Raw genomic sequence first — 16,646 nt, 5'->3', positions numbered from 1 at the left:
CCGCACAAAGCGCCCGCGGCGCGCGCGCGCCGCCCGCACGCGGGCTGTGTCGGCCGCGCAACCGGCGCGCCGCACGTGCGCGGGACGTACTATCCTTGCCGCTTTCCCAACCCGACGTTGCCGATCATGGACAAAGCGCGCGTACTGACCCTGTTTCTCGGCGTGGTAAGAGCCAGGAGCTTTCACCAGGCCGCCGTCGACGCGGGCGTGACGCCGCAGGCGGTGAGCAAGGCGGTGCGCACGCTCGAGCAGGAGCTGGGCGTGCGGCTCCTGCACCGCACCACGCGCAAGCTGAGCCTGACCACGGAGGGCGCGCGCCTGTTCGCGCTGGCCGACCCGGGCATGCGGCAGCTGGACGAGGCGCTCGAGCAGGTGCGCGCCAGCAAGCGCGAGAGCGACGGGCTGATCCGCCTGGCCGCGCCGCCCTCGGTGGGCAGCCGCGTGCTGGTGCCGCTGGTGAAGGCCTTCCGCGAGGAATACCCCGAAGTGACCTTCGACGTGGTGCTCAGCGACCTGTTCACCGATCTGGTCGAGGCGCGCATCGACGTGGGTTTCCGCGCCGGCACCAGCCCCGGGCCCAACCTGGTGGCGCGCCGCCTGTGCGACCTGCCGCTGCTGATCTGCGCCGCGCCGGACTACCTGGCGCGGCACGGCGAGCCGAAGAGCCTGGAGGAACTGCGCCGCCACCAGTGCACCGGATTCCGCCGCCCGGTCACGGGCCGCCTGGTGCCGTGGGAGATCGCGCTCAAGGGCGACCTGGTCTACGAGGAGCTGCCGGCGGTGGTGACGTTCAACGACGTGGAGGCCGAGGTCGAGGCGGTGCGCGCGGGCATCGGCATCGGCCAGCTGGCGGCCTACACGGTGCACGCCGACATCAAGTCCGGCCGCCTCGTGCCGATCCTGCCGGCGCTCACGAGCAACCGCGTGGGGCTCTACATGTACTACCCGCATCGCAGCCACATGCCGGTGCGGGTGCGGCGCTTCATCGATTTCGTGGCGGCGGCGAGCCGGGGCGCCGAGCAGGCGCTGCTGCATCTGGCGGGCGTGGCGGCGGTGGCGGAACTGTCGCGGGAGAAGGCGCGGACATCGCCTTGAAGGGATGCGACTCAGTGCGCTGCGGTCGCGGAATCCGACAGCATCCTGCCGGCGATATCCAGCATCGCCCGCAAGCGTTCCATGTGCCGCAGGTCGTGGTGATAGCCCACCCATATATCCCGCGCCGGTGGCGGCTCCGGTGTCTCGATGCGCCGCAATCCGGAGACGGCATCGCCAACCGGCCTTGGCAGCACCGCAATGCCCATGCCTCTCAGGCACATCTGTGCCTGGACCGTCCGGCTCGTGCTTGTGAAGACGCGCCGGCAAAGCGGGAACCGGTCCAGTACCCAGGCCACGTCGGGAAAGTGCGATTGTGCGGTATTCATGAGAATGACCCCGACGGATGCCGGGTCGTTCTGCAATGCCCGCGCGGTTTCGGCCGAGGCATAGAGACCGTATGACATTCGCATCAGACGGCGCTGGACAATATCCGGTTCGCTGAACGGCACGATTCGGAAGGCCACGTCGGTCTCGCGGCGTGAAAGGTCGAGCAATCGATAGCTCGCGATGACCTCCGGCACGACAGCGGGATGACGGCGCGTCAACTCGACCAGGACGGGAGCCAGGACATGGCCGGCAAACCAGTCCGCCGACGAAATCCGCAGGATGCCTTCGAGGCGCTCGTGGTTGCCGGCCAGGCGCCTTTCCATGGACAGCGCGGAATCCTCCATGGATTCCGCCAGCGCCAGCACGGTGTCACCGGCATCCGTCAGCACCAGCCCGTCCTTGGTCCGGCGGAAGAGCGGTTGCTGGGCTTCATCCTCGAGCACCTTGATGCGGCGGCCCACCGTCGGATGGCTTACGTCCAGCCTCCGGGCGGCCTCGCCAAAGGATCCCCCGCGCGCTACCGCCAGGAAGATGCGGACGTCGTTCCATTCCATGTGATGCACATCCGTTCAAAAATGTACGTGAAATATACAGAAATGGCAGTCCACGGACAATACTGTGGGTGCCATCATGGCCCCGTCATCAATGTCCCCCCACGGACCGACTGCGCGCCTATTCCGGGGCGGTCGTATCTGGAACCTCAAGCCATGAACACCGAAGCTTCCCATGTTGTTGTCTATGTGACCTATCAGGGCACACCGCAAGATCGTTTTGATCGTGACCATTACGTTGCGGTTCACCTGCCGCTGGTCATGACGGCGTGGAAACAGTACGGCTTGCTCAGCCTGAACGCATTCTTTCCCGCGGCCGCGCAGGCAGGAACGCTTGCCCTCTGTGAATGCGTCTTCCGGGATGAAGCGGCGCTTGAAGCCGCATTTGCGTCACCCGAAGTCTCCGCCGTGATGGCCGATGTGCCGCGCTTCACCGCCATCGCCCCGCTGCGTGTTCGAGCGGTTGCACTTTAAGGCGCGCACGTCATGACTACGTTGACCCGGGCCACTGAGGCAGCGGCCCCTGACACCCGCCGCTGGCTCGCCCTGGTTGTCCTGCTGACCGGCACGCTCTTGCCGCCCCTGGACTTCTTCATCGTCAACGTGGCGCTCCCCGCCATGCGGACGGGCCTGCAAGCATCGTCGGATGTCTCGCAACTGGTGATCTCGGTGTATGCCGCGGCCTATGCCGTCACGCTGATCCTGGGCGGTCGCTTAGGTGATCTGTATGGCCGAAAGCGCGTATTCGCAGGCGGCATGGTCGGCTTTGGCATCGCTTCGGCATGGTGTGGCCTGGCGCCGTCACCGGGCATGCTCGTCGTCGGCCGGCTGCTGCAAGGGATCTCCGCGGCGATCATGGCACCACAATCGTTGGCATCAATACACGCCATCTTTCCGGCAAGCGAGAAGAATCGCGCGCTCAGCCTATATGGCGCGACATTCGGCCTGGCTTCCGTGGGCGGTCAACTGCTGGGCGGCGTGCTGGTTTCGGCCAGTCCGTGGGGCCTGGGGTGGCGCAGCGTCTTTCTGATCAACCTTCCCATCATCGTGTTTGCCGTTCCGGCGGCATTGGTGCTTCTGCGTGAAAGCAGAGCCGGGCGCTCGGCCCGCCTGGACGTGCCGGGGGCATTGCTGCTGGCGGCTGGCCTGCTGGCCCTTGTGGTACCGCTCATCGAAGGGCGGGAGCACCACTGGCCGTGGTGGTGCCTGGCGCTGCTGATCCTGAGCACGCCGTTGTTGTGGGCCTTCTGGCGGTACGAAAAGGCACAGGAGCTCGCCGGCGGGACGCCTCTTGTGCTGCCCTCGCTCTTGGCCGTGAGCGGGTTGCGGCGCAGCCTGGCATCGACATTCTTCTTCTATTCGCTCGCCGCGTTCTTCCTGGTGTTCGCCGTGTACGAACAGGCCGGTCTGGGCCACGATGCACTGGCAGCCGGCCTGGCCATCCTGCCGCTCGGCATCGGCTTCTTCCTCGGGCCACTGTGCGGCCCGCGCATCGCCCGGCGGATGGGGTCCCGCACCGCCGCGGCCGGCATGATCCTGGAGGTGCTCGGTCTGGCCATGGTCGCGGCGCTGGCTTGCGCCGGCGCGCCATCCTGGCTCGCGTTGCCCTTGTTTCTGATCGGCGCCGGACAAGGCATCGCCCTGCCTGCGCTGGTGCGATTGAACGTGGACCATGTCGAAACCCGCTGGGCGGGGCTGGCTTCGGGCCTGGTGACCGCCACCTTGCAGATCAGCGCCGCGGTAAGCGTCGCCATGATCGGCGGACTATTCATCTCGATCGCGCCCGATGGGGCAAGCGCCCGGGACGTGCGGCTCGGCTTTGCCGTGGCCTCATTGGCCGTGGGCGCGGCGCTGGCACTGGCCGCCGGACTGAGCTGGAAGCGCCAGGAAACGTGAAAGATCAAGAATCCTTTGCATGAAGCGGGCCGGCTCCGCACGCCGCCTTTCCTGTTTTTCCGGCTGTCGGGCCGCGCGCGCAATTCACAACAGGAAGTTGTTAAAAAGACAAACAAGCGCTATCTAGTTTGCCAATGGACTGGCTCCTACCATGAAGACTCCAAAGCCGCGGTACGTCACGAAGACAGCCGCAACCGGAACCCAACCCGAAGGAGAGCGATCATGTCGCAGTCCCGCACGCACACGCATACGCACACCCAGTCCACCCGCCAGCCCGCCAAGGTCTGGTTCATCACCGGCGCCTCGCGCGGCTTCGGCGCGCTGATCGCGCGGGACGCGCTGGACCGTGGCGACCGCGTGGTCGCCACCGCGCGCAATCCCGAAGCCGTCATCGCGGTGCTCGGCGAGCATCCCGACCTGCTGGCGGCACGGCTCGACGTCACCAGCGAGGCCGACGCGATTGCCGTCGCGCAGGAGGCCGTGGCGCGCTTCGGCCGCATCGACGTGCTGGTCAACAACGCCGGTTATGGCCTGCTCGGCGCGGTCGAGGAAGCCAGCGACGTGGAAACGCGCCGCCAGTTCGACACCAACGTGTTCGGCCTGCTGAGCGTCACGCGCGCGGTGCTGCCCGCCATGCGCGCGCAGGGCAGCGGCCACGTCATCAATATCTCGTCGATCGGCGGTTATGCCTCGTATGCCGGCTGGGGCGTGTACGGCGCCACCAAGTTCGCGCTGGAAGGCATCACCGAGGCGCTGCGCCAGGAGCTGGCCCCGCTGGGCATCCACGCGACCGTGGTCGAGCCGGGCTTCTTCCGCACCGACTTCCTGGAGTCGACCTCGATGGTGCCGACGGCGCGCCAGATCGACGCCTATGCCGACACGGTGGGCGCCATGCGCACGATGATGGCCGCCGCCAACCACAAGCAGCCGGGCGACCCGCGCAAGCTGTCGGCGGCGATCCTGCGACTGGCCGACAGCGCCGAGCCGCCGCTGCGGCTGCCGCTGGGCTCCGACACCGTGAGCAAGATCCGCGAGACCAACCGCTTCGTCGAGGACGAGCTGGCGCGCTGGGAAGACGTGGCCATGTCCACCGACCACGACGACGCGCGCGGCTGATTACCGCATGGCCGCCATGCGCCGTTGCCCGTGGGCCGCGGCGCTTTTTTCTGTTTACGCGCGTGGCCGCCGGCATCGGCGGCGGCATCGGCGGCGGGAAGCGGACTCCCCGGCATGCCGGGTTTGCGCCGGCACCGGCGCGGCAAGTCCGCCGGGCCGGCCTCGGGGTATGATCCATCCAGGCCGTTTTCCCGTCCGAGCCCCGCACGCCATGCCCGCTCCCGCGCATCTTTCCCCCAAGCTCCACCTGACCGCCACGCACGGCTTCGCGCTGCACGACAGCCGCCAGGCGGATTTCCGGCGCGAGTGGCACACGCACGACTGCGGCATGCTGCTGTGGCCGCGCATGGGGCGGCTCAAGAGCGTGTGGGAACCGCACGCGGGCCGTACCGGCGTGCACGGCGGCGGCGACACGCTTGCCGTCACCGCCCGGCTGGTGCGCGGCGACGCGGTGCTGCTGCCCGCGCACACCACGCACCTGACCGTGGCCGAGGCCGGCCGGCAGCAGCATGGCGAGCTCTACCTCGCGCCCGAGCACCTGCGCGCGTTCAGCGTGTTCGGCGCGGTCCACCTCGATGGGGCGACCGTCGCCATGCTGGAGGCGCTGCTGTCTCCCGTGCTCGCGCCGGCCAGTTCGGCCTGGCTGGTGCGCGCCATCGTGGCGCAACTGATATCGGGTCGGCCGCTGGCGGCGCCGGTGGCGCCGGCCTCGCTGGCGCTGCGCATGGCGAGGTGCTTCACCGCGGCGCTGGAGCGCGACGGCGCGCTGCCGTCGATCGACGCGGCCGCGGCGGCGCTGGGCGTGTCGGTGCGGCAGCTCCAGCGCGCGTGCCAGGCCGAGTTCGGCGCCAGCCCGGTCGCCATCCGGCGGCGCGTGCTGGCCGCGCATGCGCGCGCGCTGCTGGCGGAAGGCCGCCCGCTGGCGCGCGTGAGCGAGCAGCTCGGCTTTGCCAGCAGCGGTCATCTGACCCGGCTGTTGCGCGCGTCGGGCGGCGGCTGAGCGCCGGCGGGCGCGAGCCGCGCATCCAGTTCGATCTCGATCCAGGTCCGGTCGGGCAGGCTCGCCGCGCCCACGGCCGTGCGCGCGGGCAGCGCATGGCCCGGAAAGGCCAGCGCCAGCAGTTCCGATGCGGCGTCCAGCACGGCGGTGTGGCGCGTGAAGTCCGGGCCGCAGCGGATGAAGCCGCGCACGCGCGTGACCTGGGCCACGTCCCGCAACTCGCCGCCGCAGGCCGCCTTGAGCGCGGCCAGCGCGTTCAGCATGGCGACCTGCGCGGCCTGCCGGGCCGGCGCCACGTCGGCCTCCGCGCGGCAGATGCCGGCGATGGGCGCGCCGTCGCGCCGGCAGGTTTGCCCGCTGACGGCGATCCATTCATCCGCCACGCAGAACGGCGCATAGGCGCCGCGCGGCGTCGGCGCGGGCGGCAGGGCGTGGCCGGCGGCGGCCAGCCGCTGCTCGGGCGTCATTGGCGTCAACGGTGTCACTGGCGTCTCTGGCGTCTCTGGCGTCTCCGGCGGCGCGGTCATGCCCACGCCACCTTGCCGCTGAGCCAGCAGCCCCGCGGCGCGCCCGTTTCCGACCAGCGCGGCGCGACCAGGATTTCCGACGGCCGTCCCATGCTTTCTCCCTGGCGCACCGCGAGGGCCGATGGCTCGCCGTGCGCGCCGGCCAGCGCGCCCGACCCGGCCAGATGCCCCCACAGCGCCGCGGCGGCGATGCCGGTCGCGGCATCCTCCGGGTAGCCGGAGGACTTCGGGAACTGGCGCGCGTGCGCCACGGCATGGCCGCTGGCGGCGCCGGGCGCGATCGCGTAGGGATAGAGCCCGGTGGAGCCGATGGCCGCGCACGCCGCTTCCATCGCCGCGAAGTCGGGGCGCAGCGCATGCAGCATGGCGACATCCGGCAACGCCACCAGCGTCTTGACGCGGCTGGTCGCGGCATTGGTCATGGCAAAGCCTGCGCCATCCGGCCCGAGTCCCAGCACCTCGGCAACCCGGCGGCGCTCGGGCGCGGCGAGCGGGCGCGCCCGCACGGCCGGTTGCGAGATCCACACGCGCCGCGCCGCGGCGTCCCAGCGCGCGTCCACGATGCCGCTGAGCGTTTCCACGCGCGCCGTGTCCGTGCTCCACCGCCCCCATTGGCGCAGCGCCCACAGCGTGCCCACGGTGGCGTGGCCGCACATCTCCATCTCGTGCTGCGGCACGAAGAAGCGCAGGCGCAGGTCGCAGCCGGCGTCGCTCGCCGGCAGCACGAAGGCGGACTCGTGGCCGTGCGCGGCCGCCACCTGCTGCATGGCGGCGGCGCTCATGCCCCGCGCGTCGGCCACCAGCGGCACCGGGTTGCCGCCGCTGCTGCCATTGCCGTCATGCGTGCCGACGAACACGTCGATCACCACGACTTCGCCCGGGCCGGGCACCCGCATCGAGGCCGGCTTATTCAATCGTCGCTCCCACGGACCTGGCGATGGCGCCCCAGTACGGGATGTCGCGCGCCACGGCGGCCTGCATTTCCGCCGGCGTGCCGGGCCGGGCGGTGACGCCTTTCTCGGCCAGGTCCCGGACCACGTCCTTGTCGTTGAGCACCTTGTTGAGCGCGCCGTTCATGCGCGCGACGATCGCCGCCGGCGTGCCCTTGGGAAACGCCAGGCCGTACCACAGCTCCTGCGAGAAATCGCCGATGCCCTGGCTGGCGAAGGTGGGCACGCCGGCGAGCAGCGGCGTCGGCGCGGTGGTGGCCACCGCCGTGAGCTTGTGCGCCTTGATGTACGGCGCCAGCCCGACCGGGTTGTCGAACATGATCTCGATCTGCCCGCCCATCAGGTCGGTATAGGCGGGCGCCGCGCCGCGGTAGGGCACGTGCGTCATCGGCACGTTGGCGAGCTTGCGGAACTGCTCGCCGATCAGGTGCGAGACCGTGCCCACGCCGACCGAGCCGAAGCTGTGCTGGGCCTTGCCGCTGCGCAGCTTGTCGATCAGGTCGCGGGCGCTGGTGGCCTGCACCGCGCTGTTGACGGCCAGCACGTAGGGCGAGGTGCCGATGAAACCCGCATAGGCGAAATCCGTGGCGGGCCGGTACGGCAGCCTGGGATAGACGCTCACGCTCACCGCGTGGGTGCTGGTGGTGGCGACGCCGATGACGTAGCCGTCCGGCGCGGCGCGCGCGACGAAGGTGGAGCCGATGGTGCCGCCGGCCCCGCTGCGGTTGTCGATGACCACCGGCTGGCCGAGCTCGCCCTGCAGCTTCTGCTGCACGGAGCGCACCACCAGGTCGGTGCCGCCGCCGGCCGGAAACGGCACCACCAGCGTGATGGGCCGCGCCGGCCAGCTCTCGGCGAAAGCCGTCCCGCAGGCCAGGACGGCGAAGAGGCAGGCCGAAGCCCGCAAGCGTAGCTGCATGTGTGAGGCCATGACGTTCCCCGTTGAATGAATGCGTCCACTCTATGGGCCGGCGCGCGCGCGGCCAAACCAGGACGCGACAGCGCCTGAACCGGAATGCGACATGCCGGCGGGGTGGTCCAGACATGGTCCAGATGTGGGCCGAGCGCAGGCCACGCGCGCCGTTGCCTAACCACAGGTTGGGCAACGGCGCAGTTTTTCTCATTTGTGCCGCGCCTGCCGGCATGAGAGAGTCGGCTTCACGCAAAGGTGCGGCACGCACCGCCAAATAAAGGAGACTCCATGCAAGACCAAGACGTCCAGCCGTTCCTGATCGGCGCCGAATGGACCCGCGGCGAAGGCACGCCGTTCGCATCCCGCAATCCCGCCACCGGCGCGCTCAACGGCCTGATCGGCGCGGCCAGCGCCGCCGACGTGGAGCGCGCCGTGGCCACCGCGAAGGCCGCGCAGGCGGACCCCGCGTGGCGCGACATGCTGCCGCACAAGCGCGCGGCCATCCTGCGCCGGCTGGCCGACCTGATCGAGGCCGACGCCGAGTGGCTGGCGCAGCGCCAGATGCAGGAAAACGGCAAGCGCCTGCAGGAATGCCGCGACCAGGCCCTGGCCGGCGCCAACGCCTACCGCTACTTCGCCGGCATCTGCGAGGTGATGCCGTCCGAGGTGGCGCCCGCGCGCGGCAACCACCTGTCGCTGGTGGTGTACGAGCCGTTCGGCGTGGTGGCCGCCATCACGCCGTGGAATTCGCCGCTGACGCTGGAGTCGCAGAAGGTGGCGGCGGCGCTGGCGGCCGGCAACGCGGTGGTGCTCAAGCCGTCCGAGTTCACGCCCGGCCCGGCGCTGCGCGTGGCCGCGCTGGCGCTGCAGGCGGGTTTGCCGCCTGGCATCCTCAACGTGGTGACGGGGCTCGGCCAGGAGACCGGCGGCGCACTGGTCGCGCATCCGGACGTGCGGCTGATCTCGTTTACCGGCGGCACCGCCACCGGCAAGGCCATCGCGCGCGCCGCCGCGCAGCGCATGGCCGCGGTGGCGCTGGAGCTGGGCGGCAAGTCGCCCCACATCGTGTTTGCCGACGCCGACCTCGACAAGGCGCTCGACGGCGTGCTGTACGGCGTGTTCTCGTCCACCGGGCAATCGTGCATCGCCGGCACGCGCCTGTTCGTCGAGCGCGGCATCCACGATGCGTTCGTGGCGCGGCTGGTGGCGCGCGCGCGCGAGCTGAAGGTGGGCCTGCCCGACGACCCGGCCACGCAGGTCTCGCCGCTGTCGTCGTTCATCCATCGCGACAAGGTCGAGTCGATGGTGGCGATGGCCACGCAGGACGGCGGCCACATCCTGGCCGGCGGCACGCGGCCGGCGGACCCGGCGCTGGCCGGCGGCGCGTTCTTCCTGCCGACCATCGTCGCCGGCCTGGCCAACGACGCGCGGCTGTGCCAGCAGGAAGTGTTCGGCCCGGTGCTGTGCGTGCTGCCGTTCGACGACGAGGCCGACCTGCTGCGCCAGGCCAACGGCACCGCGTTCGGGCTGGCCGCCGGCATCTGGACCGCGAGCATGCCCCGCGCGTGGCGCGTGGCGCGCGCGCTGGAAGCGGGCACGGTGTGGATCAACACCTACAAGGAACTGTCGGTCTCGGTGCCGTTCGGCGGCTTCAAGGAAAGCGGCAGCGGGCGCGAGAAGGGCTTCTACGGCATCCGCACCTACCAGGAGCCGAAGACCGTGATGTGGGGGCTGGCATGAGCGGCGCCGCGCCGCGCCTGGGCTTCATCGGCCTGGGCGTGATGGGCGCGCCGATGTGCGCCAACCTGGCCCGCAAGGCGGGCGCCGCGGTGACTTGCTTCGACCTCGACCCGGCCCGCGCGGCCGGCCCGCGCGAGGCCGGCGCGGCGGTGGCGCCGTCGGTGGCGGCGCTGGCGCGGGCCGCCGACATCGTGTTCCTGTGCCTGGCCGACGGCCGCGCCACCGAGTCGGTCGGCGCCGAGGTCCTGCGCACCTGGACGGCGGCGGGCCGGCGCGGCACGCTGGCCGACACCGGCACCACCTCGGTCCGCGTCACGCAGTCGCTCGCCGCGCTGGCCGCCGCCGGCGGCCATGCGTTCGCCGATGCGCCGGTGGCGCGCATGCCGGAGGCGGCCATCGCCGGCACGCTCAGCATCATGGCGGGCGGCAGCGCCGGCACGCTGGACGCGCTGATGCCCTACCTGCGCTGCATGGGCACGGACATCACGCACTGCGGTCCGGCGGGCGCCGGGCAGGTGGTGAAGATCCTGCACAACACCTTCCTGTTCGAGACCGTGCACGCGCTGGCGGAAGTGCTGGCGATCGCCCGGCGCCACGGCGTGGACGGCGACGTGCTGTTCCACGCCATCGAGCTCGGCTCCGCCGACTGCCGCGCGGCGCGCGTGCAGGGGCGCCAGGCGCTGCTGCCCGGCGATTTCCCGGGCGGGCGCTTCCCGGCGCGCTATGCGCTCAAGGACGTCTCGCTGGCGCTGGAGCTGGCCGAGGCGGCCGGCGTGGCGGCCACCGTGGGCCGGCATACGGCGGACGTCCTCGCGCGCAGTTGCGGCGCGGGCGACGCCGACCGCTACTACCCGGTGCTCTACAAGCAGATCGACACGCAGATCGACACGGCAGGCTGACCTGCCGCGCGGACCCCGCCGCGGCGCCGGCGGGGCCGCAGCAAAACACACAAGCAAAAGACTGGAGACTGGCAATGCACAAGACCTTGCTGGCGAGCGCGCTCGCCCTTTGCACCACCTTTGGCGCCGCATCCGCGCACGCCGCTTACCCCGACAAGCCGCTGAGCCTGGTGGTGCCGTTCCCCGCCGGCGGCGCCACCGACGCGATGGCGCGGCTGCTGGCCGAGCGCCTGGGCCGGCAGCTCGGCCAGCCGGTGATCGTGGACAACCGCGGCGGCGCCGGCGGCTCGGTGGCGGCGGAGTATGCGCTGGCCGCGCCGCGCGACGGCTACACGCTGTTCTTCGCCACCACCGGCACGATGGCGATCAACCCGCACATCTACCGCAAGCTCAAGTACGACCCGCAGAAGGACTTCGCCCCGGTGGGCACGCTGGCGAGCGCCTCCAACGTGCTGGTGGTCAGCCCGCAGGTGAAGGCGCGCACGGTGGCCGAGCTGATCGCGCAGGCCAAGGCCAGCCCCGGCAAGCTGACCTACGGCTCGGCCGGGATCGGCAGTTCCAGCCATCTGTCGGGCGCGCTGTTCGCCTCGATGACCGGCACGCAACTGCTGCACGTGCCGTACCGCGGCTCCGCGCCGGCGCTGGTGGACTTCCTGGCCGGGCGCGTGGACATGATGTTCGACACCGCTTCCACGCACGCGCCCAACGTGCAGGCCGGCAAGGTGCGGGCGCTGGCCGTGACCAGCGCGGCGGGCTCGCCGGCGTTCCCGGGCGTGCCGTCGGTCGCCGCGGCCGGCGTGCCCGGCTACGACGTCTCGATCTGGTTCGGGCTGGTGGCGCCGCAGGGCACGCCCAGGGCCAGCGTGGACAAGCTGGCCGAGGCCATGCGCGGCGTCATGCAGGGGCCGGACCTGAAGCCCGCGCTGGCCGCGCTGGGCGCCACGCCGCTGGCCAAGACGCCGGCCGAGTTCGCCGCGTTCATCCGGCAGGAGAGCGAGCGCTGGGGCCGGACGGCAAAGCTGGCCGGGGCGACCGACCTGGACTGAGCGGCGCGCATGGCGGAGCGCCGTCGGCCTGCTGCGCGGCGGCGGTCGCGCATAGCAGCCATTCGCGGAACGCCTGGAACGCCTGCGATTGCGCCGCGCCCGCCGGGTACAGCAGGTAGTAGCCGTCCTGCAGCCGGTGGACGTGGCCGAACGGCGCCACCAGTTCCCCGGAGGCGAGATAGGACTCCACCAGCACGCGGATGCCGATGGCGATGCCGGCGCCCTGCAAGGCCGCCTCGTAGGCCATCGCGGAATTCTCGAACTTCATGCCGTTGCGGGCGCTGATGCCGGCCGCCGCCGCGCCCGCCGAGCGCAGCCACGTGCTCCAGTCGTCGGGCCGCGACAAGGAGTGCAGCAGCGTCACGCCGCGCAGCGCTTCGGCCGGCGTTGCCGCGCCGGCCAGCAGGCCCGGCCGGCACACCGGCACCAGCTCCAGCGGCGCGAGCGGGTCCGCCATCAGGCCGGGCCAATGGCCGCTGCCCGAGCGGATGGCCGCATCCACGCCGCCCAGCTCGAAGCTCGCCGGCAGCAGCGACGCCGTGAGGCGCACCTCGATCTCCGGATGCGCGCGCGAGAACAGCGCCAGGCGCGGGATCAGCCAGCGCTGCGCGAAGGTGGTGTAGGCCTGGATCGACAGCATGTCGCGCCGGCCGCGATGCTTCAGCCCGCTGGTGGCCGCGGCGATGTCGTCCAGCGCGCGCGTGAGCGGCGGCAGCAGGCGCGCGCCGTCCTGCGTGAGCCGGATGCTGCGGTGCCCGCGCTCGAACAGCGTCATGCCGAAATATTCCTCCAGCGCGCGCACCTGCTTGCTCACCGCGACCTGGCTCACGCGCATTTCGCGCGCGGCCAGCGTGAAGCTGCGCAGGCGGGCGGCTGCCTCGAAGGCACGGAGCGGATTGAGCGGAGGCAGGCTGCTGCGCATGGTGACGGCGGTGACGGTGTTCCGTCATGGTCGGTGCCGCGCCGCGCGGCGCGCAAGCCTATTCTTTGAAGCACGCCTTCCGGCGGTTTTAAGGAAAACTGCAGGATCGCCGCCGCCGCGCCGCCGCCTGGCGGTCGCTAGCGCTCGTGCAGTGCCAGGGTGCCGTCGATGCGCGGCGTGGGCGGCTGCTGGCCGCCGAGCTTCTGCGCGGCCAGGAAATCGATGAACGCGCGCAGCTTGTTCGGCACCCGGCGACGGTCCGGGTAATAGAGCGTCAGTCCCGGCAGGATCGGGCTCCAGTCGGCCAGCACGCGCACCAGGCGGCCGTCCGCGAGCAGCGGATCGATGTAGCCGTTGATCATGTAGGCGATGCCGAGCCCGTCGAGCGCCGCCTGCACCAGCGCGGCCGAGTCGTTGACGACCAGCCGCCCCTTGACCACCAGCTGCACCGCGGCATCGCCCTTGCGGAAGTCCCAGCGCTCGACCTGGCCGCTGCTCACGTGGCGAAAGCCGATGCAGCAGTGCGCGGTGAGGTCGTCCGGCTGCGCCGGCGTGCCGCGCCGGCGCAGGTACTCCGGCGAGGCCACCACGTGCGCGGACATCTTCGGCCCCACGGGCACCGCCACCATGTCGCGCTCCACCAAGTTGCCGAAGCGGATGCCCGCGTCGAAGCCGCGTCCCACGATGTCGACCAGGCTGTTCTCGATGCAGATCTCCATGTCGATCTGCGGATAGGCGGCCAGGAAGCGCTCGAGAATGGGCTGCAGCACGATCATGTAGGCCGAGCGCGGCACGTTCAGGCGCAGCAGCCCGCCGGGCTCGCGGCCCTGGTCGCCGAGTTCCTCGGTGGCGTCGATCAGCTCGCGCACGGCCGGGCCGATGCGCGCCAGGTACTGCGCGCCGGCCTCGGTCAGGCTCACGCTGCGCGTGGTGCGGTTGAACAGCGCGAAGCCCACGCGCTTTTCCAGCATCCGTACCGACTGGCTCACGGCGGACGGCGACACGCCGAGCCGCACCGCCGCCGCGGAGAAGCTGCTGAACTCCGCAACGCAGACGAAGGTGGCAAGGCCATCCAGTTGGTCTTGAGGCATCCGGCTCGGTTTCCTTGAAGTGGGCGGCACCTCGCGGTGCCAGGTGCCGTACTGGCCGACGACGCGATTCTAGCGCCATTGCCGGCGCGCGCCGGTATCTGGCGGCCGGCGAGGCATGGAACCGCGCCGGCCGTTGTCTCCCCGCTCCCATGCAATGGGAGCGGGGCCGGGGGAGAGGGCAAGGCGCCGGCAGGAATGAAGCCGTTCGCGCCGCGCGGACGCATGACGGCAGCGGCACGACTATGCAAATCCCCTTCAAAGGCCTTGCGGGCGCGCGCCGTTCCGCGGCGGCGGGCCGGACCGTAGACTGACCGCCAACGCGAACTGACACGATCGAAGGGGTGTGCGATGGCAATGGACAAGGAACCCGAAGTACTGGAACGAGAGCAGGCCGGCGCGGCGGCCGTGTCGCGGCGCACCTTCCTCAAGGCGGGCGTGGCGGCGGGCGGCGCCCTGGTGCTGGCCTTCAGCCTGTGGCCGCTGGCGCAGCGGGAACTGGCGGACGGCGCCGGCGCGCCCGAGGCCGGGCCGCCGTTCGAGCCCAATGCGTTCATCCGCATCGGCACCGACGGCAAGGTGACTTTCGTCGTGCCGCGCGTGGAAATGGGGCAGGGCACCTACACCGCCTTGCCGGTGCTGCTGGCCGAGGAGCTCGGCACCGCGCTGGACAGCGTGGTGCTGGAGCACGCGCCCGCCGACAAGCACTACGACAATCCGGCGCTGGGCTTCCAGGTGACGGGCGGCTCCACCTCGATCCGCAGCGCGTGGGAGCCGATGCGGCGCGCCGGCGCCGCCGCGCGCATCATGCTGGTGGCGGCCGCGGCGCGCGCCTGGCAGGTCGATCCGGCCACCTGCGAGGCCGGCGGCGGCGCGGTGACGCACGCGGCGTCCGGCCGCCGGCTCGGCTACGGCGAGCTGGCCACGCGCGCCGCGCGCGAGCCGGTGCCGCAGGAGGTGCCGCTCAAGCCGGCCGGCGCGTTCAAGCTGATCGGCACCGCGCAGCGCCGGCTGGACTCGCCCGACAAGGTGACGGGCCGCGCCGTGTACGGCATCGACACGCGGCTGCCGGGCATGAAGGTGGCGGCGATCCTGCCGTGCCCGGTGCTGGGCGGCAAGCTGTCCGCCGTGGACGACGCGCCCGCGCTGGCGGTGCCCGGCGTGCGGCAGGTAGTGCGCCTGGACGATGCCGTCGCCGTGGTGGCCGACCACACCGGCGCGGCGCGCAAGGGCCTGGCCGCGCTCGCGCCGCGCTGGGACGGCGGCGCCAATGCCGCCTATTCCACGCAGGAAATGGTGGCCGACCTGGCCCGCGCCTCCGAAAGCGAAGGCGCGGTCGCCCGCAAGGTGGGCGACGCGCCGGCGGCCCTCGCTGGTGCCGCGCGGGTGGTGCGCGCGGTCTACGAGCAGCCCTTCCTCGCCCACGCCTGCATGGAGCCGGTCAACTGCACCGTGCACGTGCGCGACGACGGCTGCGAGCTGTGGCTCGGCACGCAGGTGCCGGGCCGCGCGCAGGAAGCCGCCGCGCAGGTCACGGGCTTGCCCGCGGAGAAGGTGCTGGTGCACAACCAGTTTCTCGGCGGCGGCTTCGGGCGGCGGCTGGACGTGGACTACGTGACGCAGGCGGTGCGCGTGGCGCGGCAGGTCAAGAGCCCCGTCAAGGTGGTGTGGTCGCGCGAGGAAGACACGCGCCACAGCACCTTCCGTCCCTATCACTACAACCGCATCAGCGCCGCGCTCGACCGCGACGGGCGGCCGGTGGCGTGGCAGCATCGCGTCACCGCCTCGTCGGTGCTGGCGCGCTGGCTGCCGGCGCGCTTCACCAACAACGTCGACGGCGATGCGATCCGCGACGCGGCGGGCCCCTACGATTTCCCCAACATCCTGGTCCAGTACGTGCGGCGCGAGCCGGCCGCGGGCATCACCACCGGATTCTGGCGCGGTGTCGGCCATACGCAGAACGCCTTCGTGGTGGAGAGCTTCCTCGACGAGCTGGCGCACACGGCGGGCCAGGACCCGGTGGCCTACCGCCTCGCGCTGCTCGACAAGCATCCGCGCGCGCGCCACGTGCTGCAGATGGCGGCCGAGAAGGCGGGCTGGGGCAGGCGCATGCCGGCGCGCAGCGGGCTGGGCGTGGCGGTGACGTTCTGCTTCGGCTCCTACGCGGCCCAGGTCACGGAGGTGGCCGTGGATGCCAGCGGGCAGGTGCAGGTCAAGCGCATCGTGACCGTGATGGACTGCGGCCGCGCGATCTCGCCCGATACCGTGATCGCGCAGATGCAGGGCGGCGCGGTGTTCGGCCTGACGGCGGCGCTGTTCGGCCGGATTTCGATCAAGGACGGGCGCGTGGAGCAGGGCAACTTCGACAGCTACCGCATCCTGCGCATCAACGAGACGCCGGTGCTGGAGACGCACCTCGTGGACAGCACCGAGGAGCCCGGCGGCGTGGGCGAAGTGTCCACCGTGATGATCGCGCCGTCGCTGATGAACGCGATCTTCGCCGCGACCGGGCGGCGCCTGCGCAGCCTGCCGGTGGACCCGGCCAGGCTGGCCTAGCGCATGCGGGGGGCCGTGCC

15 protein-coding genes are annotated in these 16,646 nt (G+C 71.4%); 9 read left to right on the top strand and 6 right to left on the bottom strand.

Annotation, left to right across the window (positions count from 1 at the left end; translation table 11 throughout):
- Nucleotides 1-126 precede the first annotated feature (126 nt).
- Nucleotides 127-1,095 carry a LysR family transcriptional regulator gene (locus ACWTPI_RS30345; RefSeq protein WP_454733602.1) on the top strand — a complete coding sequence of 323 codons (969 nt, stop codon included), beginning with the start codon at nt 127-129 and terminating at the stop codon, nt 1,093-1,095.
- Between the two features lie 11 nt (nt 1,096-1,106).
- On the opposite strand, the gene ACWTPI_RS30340 is transcribed toward ACWTPI_RS30345, so the two are convergent.
- Nucleotides 1,107-1,976 carry a LysR family transcriptional regulator gene (locus ACWTPI_RS30340; protein WP_020203412.1) on the bottom strand — a complete coding sequence of 290 codons (870 nt, stop codon included), beginning with the start codon at nt 1,974-1,976 and terminating at the stop codon, nt 1,107-1,109.
- Between the two features lie 153 nt (nt 1,977-2,129).
- Between ACWTPI_RS30340 and ACWTPI_RS30335 the strand changes: the two genes are divergently transcribed.
- From ACWTPI_RS30335 to ACWTPI_RS30320, 4 genes are all read left to right on the top strand, one after another.
- Nucleotides 2,130-2,447, top strand: a complete 318-nt coding sequence (locus ACWTPI_RS30335) for an EthD family reductase (protein ID WP_020203411.1) — start codon at nt 2,130-2,132, stop codon at nt 2,445-2,447.
- Between the two features lie 12 nt (nt 2,448-2,459).
- The gene (locus tag ACWTPI_RS30330; RefSeq protein WP_454733601.1) at nt 2,460-3,869 is read left to right on the top strand and encodes an MFS transporter; all 1,410 of its coding nucleotides are present in this window, start codon (nt 2,460-2,462) and stop codon (nt 3,867-3,869) included.
- A 222-nt stretch (nt 3,870-4,091) separates the two neighbouring features.
- A complete protein-coding gene (locus ACWTPI_RS30325; RefSeq protein ID WP_454733600.1) occupies nt 4,092-4,985 on the top strand; it encodes an oxidoreductase in 894 nt (297 codons plus the stop codon).
- A gap of 211 nt (nt 4,986-5,196) precedes the next feature.
- The gene (locus ACWTPI_RS30320; protein WP_454733599.1) at nt 5,197-5,985 is read left to right on the top strand and encodes a helix-turn-helix domain-containing protein; all 789 of its coding nucleotides are present in this window, start codon (nt 5,197-5,199) and stop codon (nt 5,983-5,985) included.
- On the opposite strand, the gene ACWTPI_RS30315 is transcribed toward ACWTPI_RS30320, so the two are convergent.
- The 3 genes from ACWTPI_RS30315 to ACWTPI_RS30305 are packed head-to-tail and all read right to left on the bottom strand — an operon-like array spanning nt 5,946 to nt 8,381.
- On the bottom strand, nt 5,946-6,470 hold the full coding sequence (locus tag ACWTPI_RS30315; RefSeq protein WP_231586494.1) for a RidA family protein: 525 nt from the start codon (nt 6,468-6,470) through the stop codon (nt 5,946-5,948). The genes ACWTPI_RS30320 and ACWTPI_RS30315 overlap by 40 nt on opposite strands.
- 38 nt (nt 6,471-6,508) lie before the next feature.
- Entirely contained in the window at nt 6,509-7,408 is a 900-nt protein-coding gene (locus ACWTPI_RS30310) for a PhzF family phenazine biosynthesis protein (protein ID WP_454734040.1), read from the bottom strand.
- A 10-nt stretch (nt 7,409-7,418) separates the two neighbouring features.
- Nucleotides 7,419-8,381, bottom strand: coding sequence for a Bug family tripartite tricarboxylate transporter substrate binding protein (locus tag ACWTPI_RS30305; protein ID WP_454733598.1), 963 nt, complete (start codon nt 8,379-8,381; stop codon nt 7,419-7,421).
- Nucleotides 8,382-8,663: 282 nt separating this feature from the next.
- Here ACWTPI_RS30305 and ACWTPI_RS30300 point away from each other — a divergent pair, with 282 nt between their 5' ends.
- From ACWTPI_RS30300 to ACWTPI_RS30290, 3 genes are all read left to right on the top strand, one after another.
- Nucleotides 8,664-10,115: an aldehyde dehydrogenase family protein gene (locus ACWTPI_RS30300; RefSeq protein WP_454733597.1), complete on the top strand. Its 1,452-nt coding sequence runs from the start codon at nt 8,664-8,666 to the stop codon at nt 10,113-10,115.
- A complete protein-coding gene (locus ACWTPI_RS30295) occupies nt 10,112-11,014 on the top strand; it encodes an NAD(P)-dependent oxidoreductase (RefSeq protein WP_454733596.1) in 903 nt (300 codons plus the stop codon). The genes ACWTPI_RS30300 and ACWTPI_RS30295 overlap by 4 nt, the downstream gene beginning before the upstream one ends.
- 74 nt (nt 11,015-11,088) lie before the next feature.
- Complete coding sequence (locus ACWTPI_RS30290; protein WP_454733595.1) at nt 11,089-12,060, top strand: Bug family tripartite tricarboxylate transporter substrate binding protein; 972 nt, start codon at nt 11,089-11,091, stop codon at nt 12,058-12,060.
- Here the strand turns inward: ACWTPI_RS30290 and gcvA are convergent.
- Entirely contained in the window at nt 11,993-12,982 is a 990-nt protein-coding gene (gene gcvA, locus ACWTPI_RS30285; RefSeq protein ID WP_454733594.1) for a transcriptional regulator GcvA, read from the bottom strand. The genes ACWTPI_RS30290 and gcvA overlap by 68 nt on opposite strands.
- Before the next feature lie 137 nt (nt 12,983-13,119).
- Entirely contained in the window at nt 13,120-14,073 is a 954-nt protein-coding gene (locus tag ACWTPI_RS30280) for a LysR family transcriptional regulator (protein WP_454733593.1), read from the bottom strand.
- 354 nt (nt 14,074-14,427) lie between these two features.
- On the opposite strand from ACWTPI_RS30280, the gene ACWTPI_RS30275 reads away from it, so the two are divergent.
- Nucleotides 14,428-16,626 (top strand): molybdopterin cofactor-binding domain-containing protein, encoded by a 2,199-nt coding sequence (locus ACWTPI_RS30275; RefSeq protein ID WP_454733592.1) that lies wholly within the window; start codon nt 14,428-14,430, stop codon nt 16,624-16,626.
- Nucleotides 16,627-16,646: the final 20 nt, after the last annotated feature.

Source organism: Cupriavidus ulmosensis (genome assembly GCF_977008105.1).
Note: the sequence above shows the minus strand (reverse complement) of the source record. Positions and strands in the feature narration are given on the sequence as shown.

Excerpts from the sequence above, each read along its gene's own strand:
- ACWTPI_RS30345 (WP_454733602.1), top strand. The coding sequence starts at position 127 with ATGGACAAAGCGCGCGTACTGACCCTGTTTCTCGGCGTGGTAAGAGCC.
- ACWTPI_RS30340 (WP_020203412.1), bottom strand. The coding sequence starts at position 1,976 with ATGGAATGGAACGACGTCCGCATCTTCCTGGCGGTAGCGCGCGGGGGA.
- ACWTPI_RS30335 (WP_020203411.1), top strand. The coding sequence starts at position 2,130 with ATGAACACCGAAGCTTCCCATGTTGTTGTCTATGTGACCTATCAGGGC.
- ACWTPI_RS30330 (WP_454733601.1), top strand. The coding sequence starts at position 2,460 with ATGACTACGTTGACCCGGGCCACTGAGGCAGCGGCCCCTGACACCCGC.
- ACWTPI_RS30325 (WP_454733600.1), top strand. The coding sequence starts at position 4,092 with ATGTCGCAGTCCCGCACGCACACGCATACGCACACCCAGTCCACCCGC.
- ACWTPI_RS30320 (WP_454733599.1), top strand. The coding sequence starts at position 5,197 with ATGCCCGCTCCCGCGCATCTTTCCCCCAAGCTCCACCTGACCGCCACG.
- ACWTPI_RS30310 (WP_454734040.1), bottom strand. The coding sequence starts at position 7,408 with ATGCGGGTGCCCGGCCCGGGCGAAGTCGTGGTGATCGACGTGTTCGTC.
- ACWTPI_RS30305 (WP_454733598.1), bottom strand. The coding sequence starts at position 8,381 with ATGCAGCTACGCTTGCGGGCTTCGGCCTGCCTCTTCGCCGTCCTGGCC.
- ACWTPI_RS30300 (WP_454733597.1), top strand. The coding sequence starts at position 8,664 with ATGCAAGACCAAGACGTCCAGCCGTTCCTGATCGGCGCCGAATGGACC.
- ACWTPI_RS30295 (WP_454733596.1), top strand. The coding sequence starts at position 10,112 with ATGAGCGGCGCCGCGCCGCGCCTGGGCTTCATCGGCCTGGGCGTGATG.
- ACWTPI_RS30290 (WP_454733595.1), top strand. The coding sequence starts at position 11,089 with ATGCACAAGACCTTGCTGGCGAGCGCGCTCGCCCTTTGCACCACCTTT.
- gcvA (WP_454733594.1), bottom strand. The coding sequence starts at position 12,982 with ATGCGCAGCAGCCTGCCTCCGCTCAATCCGCTCCGTGCCTTCGAGGCA.
- ACWTPI_RS30280 (WP_454733593.1), bottom strand. The coding sequence starts at position 14,073 with ATGCCTCAAGACCAACTGGATGGCCTTGCCACCTTCGTCTGCGTTGCG.
- ACWTPI_RS30275 (WP_454733592.1), top strand. The coding sequence starts at position 14,428 with ATGGACAAGGAACCCGAAGTACTGGAACGAGAGCAGGCCGGCGCGGCG.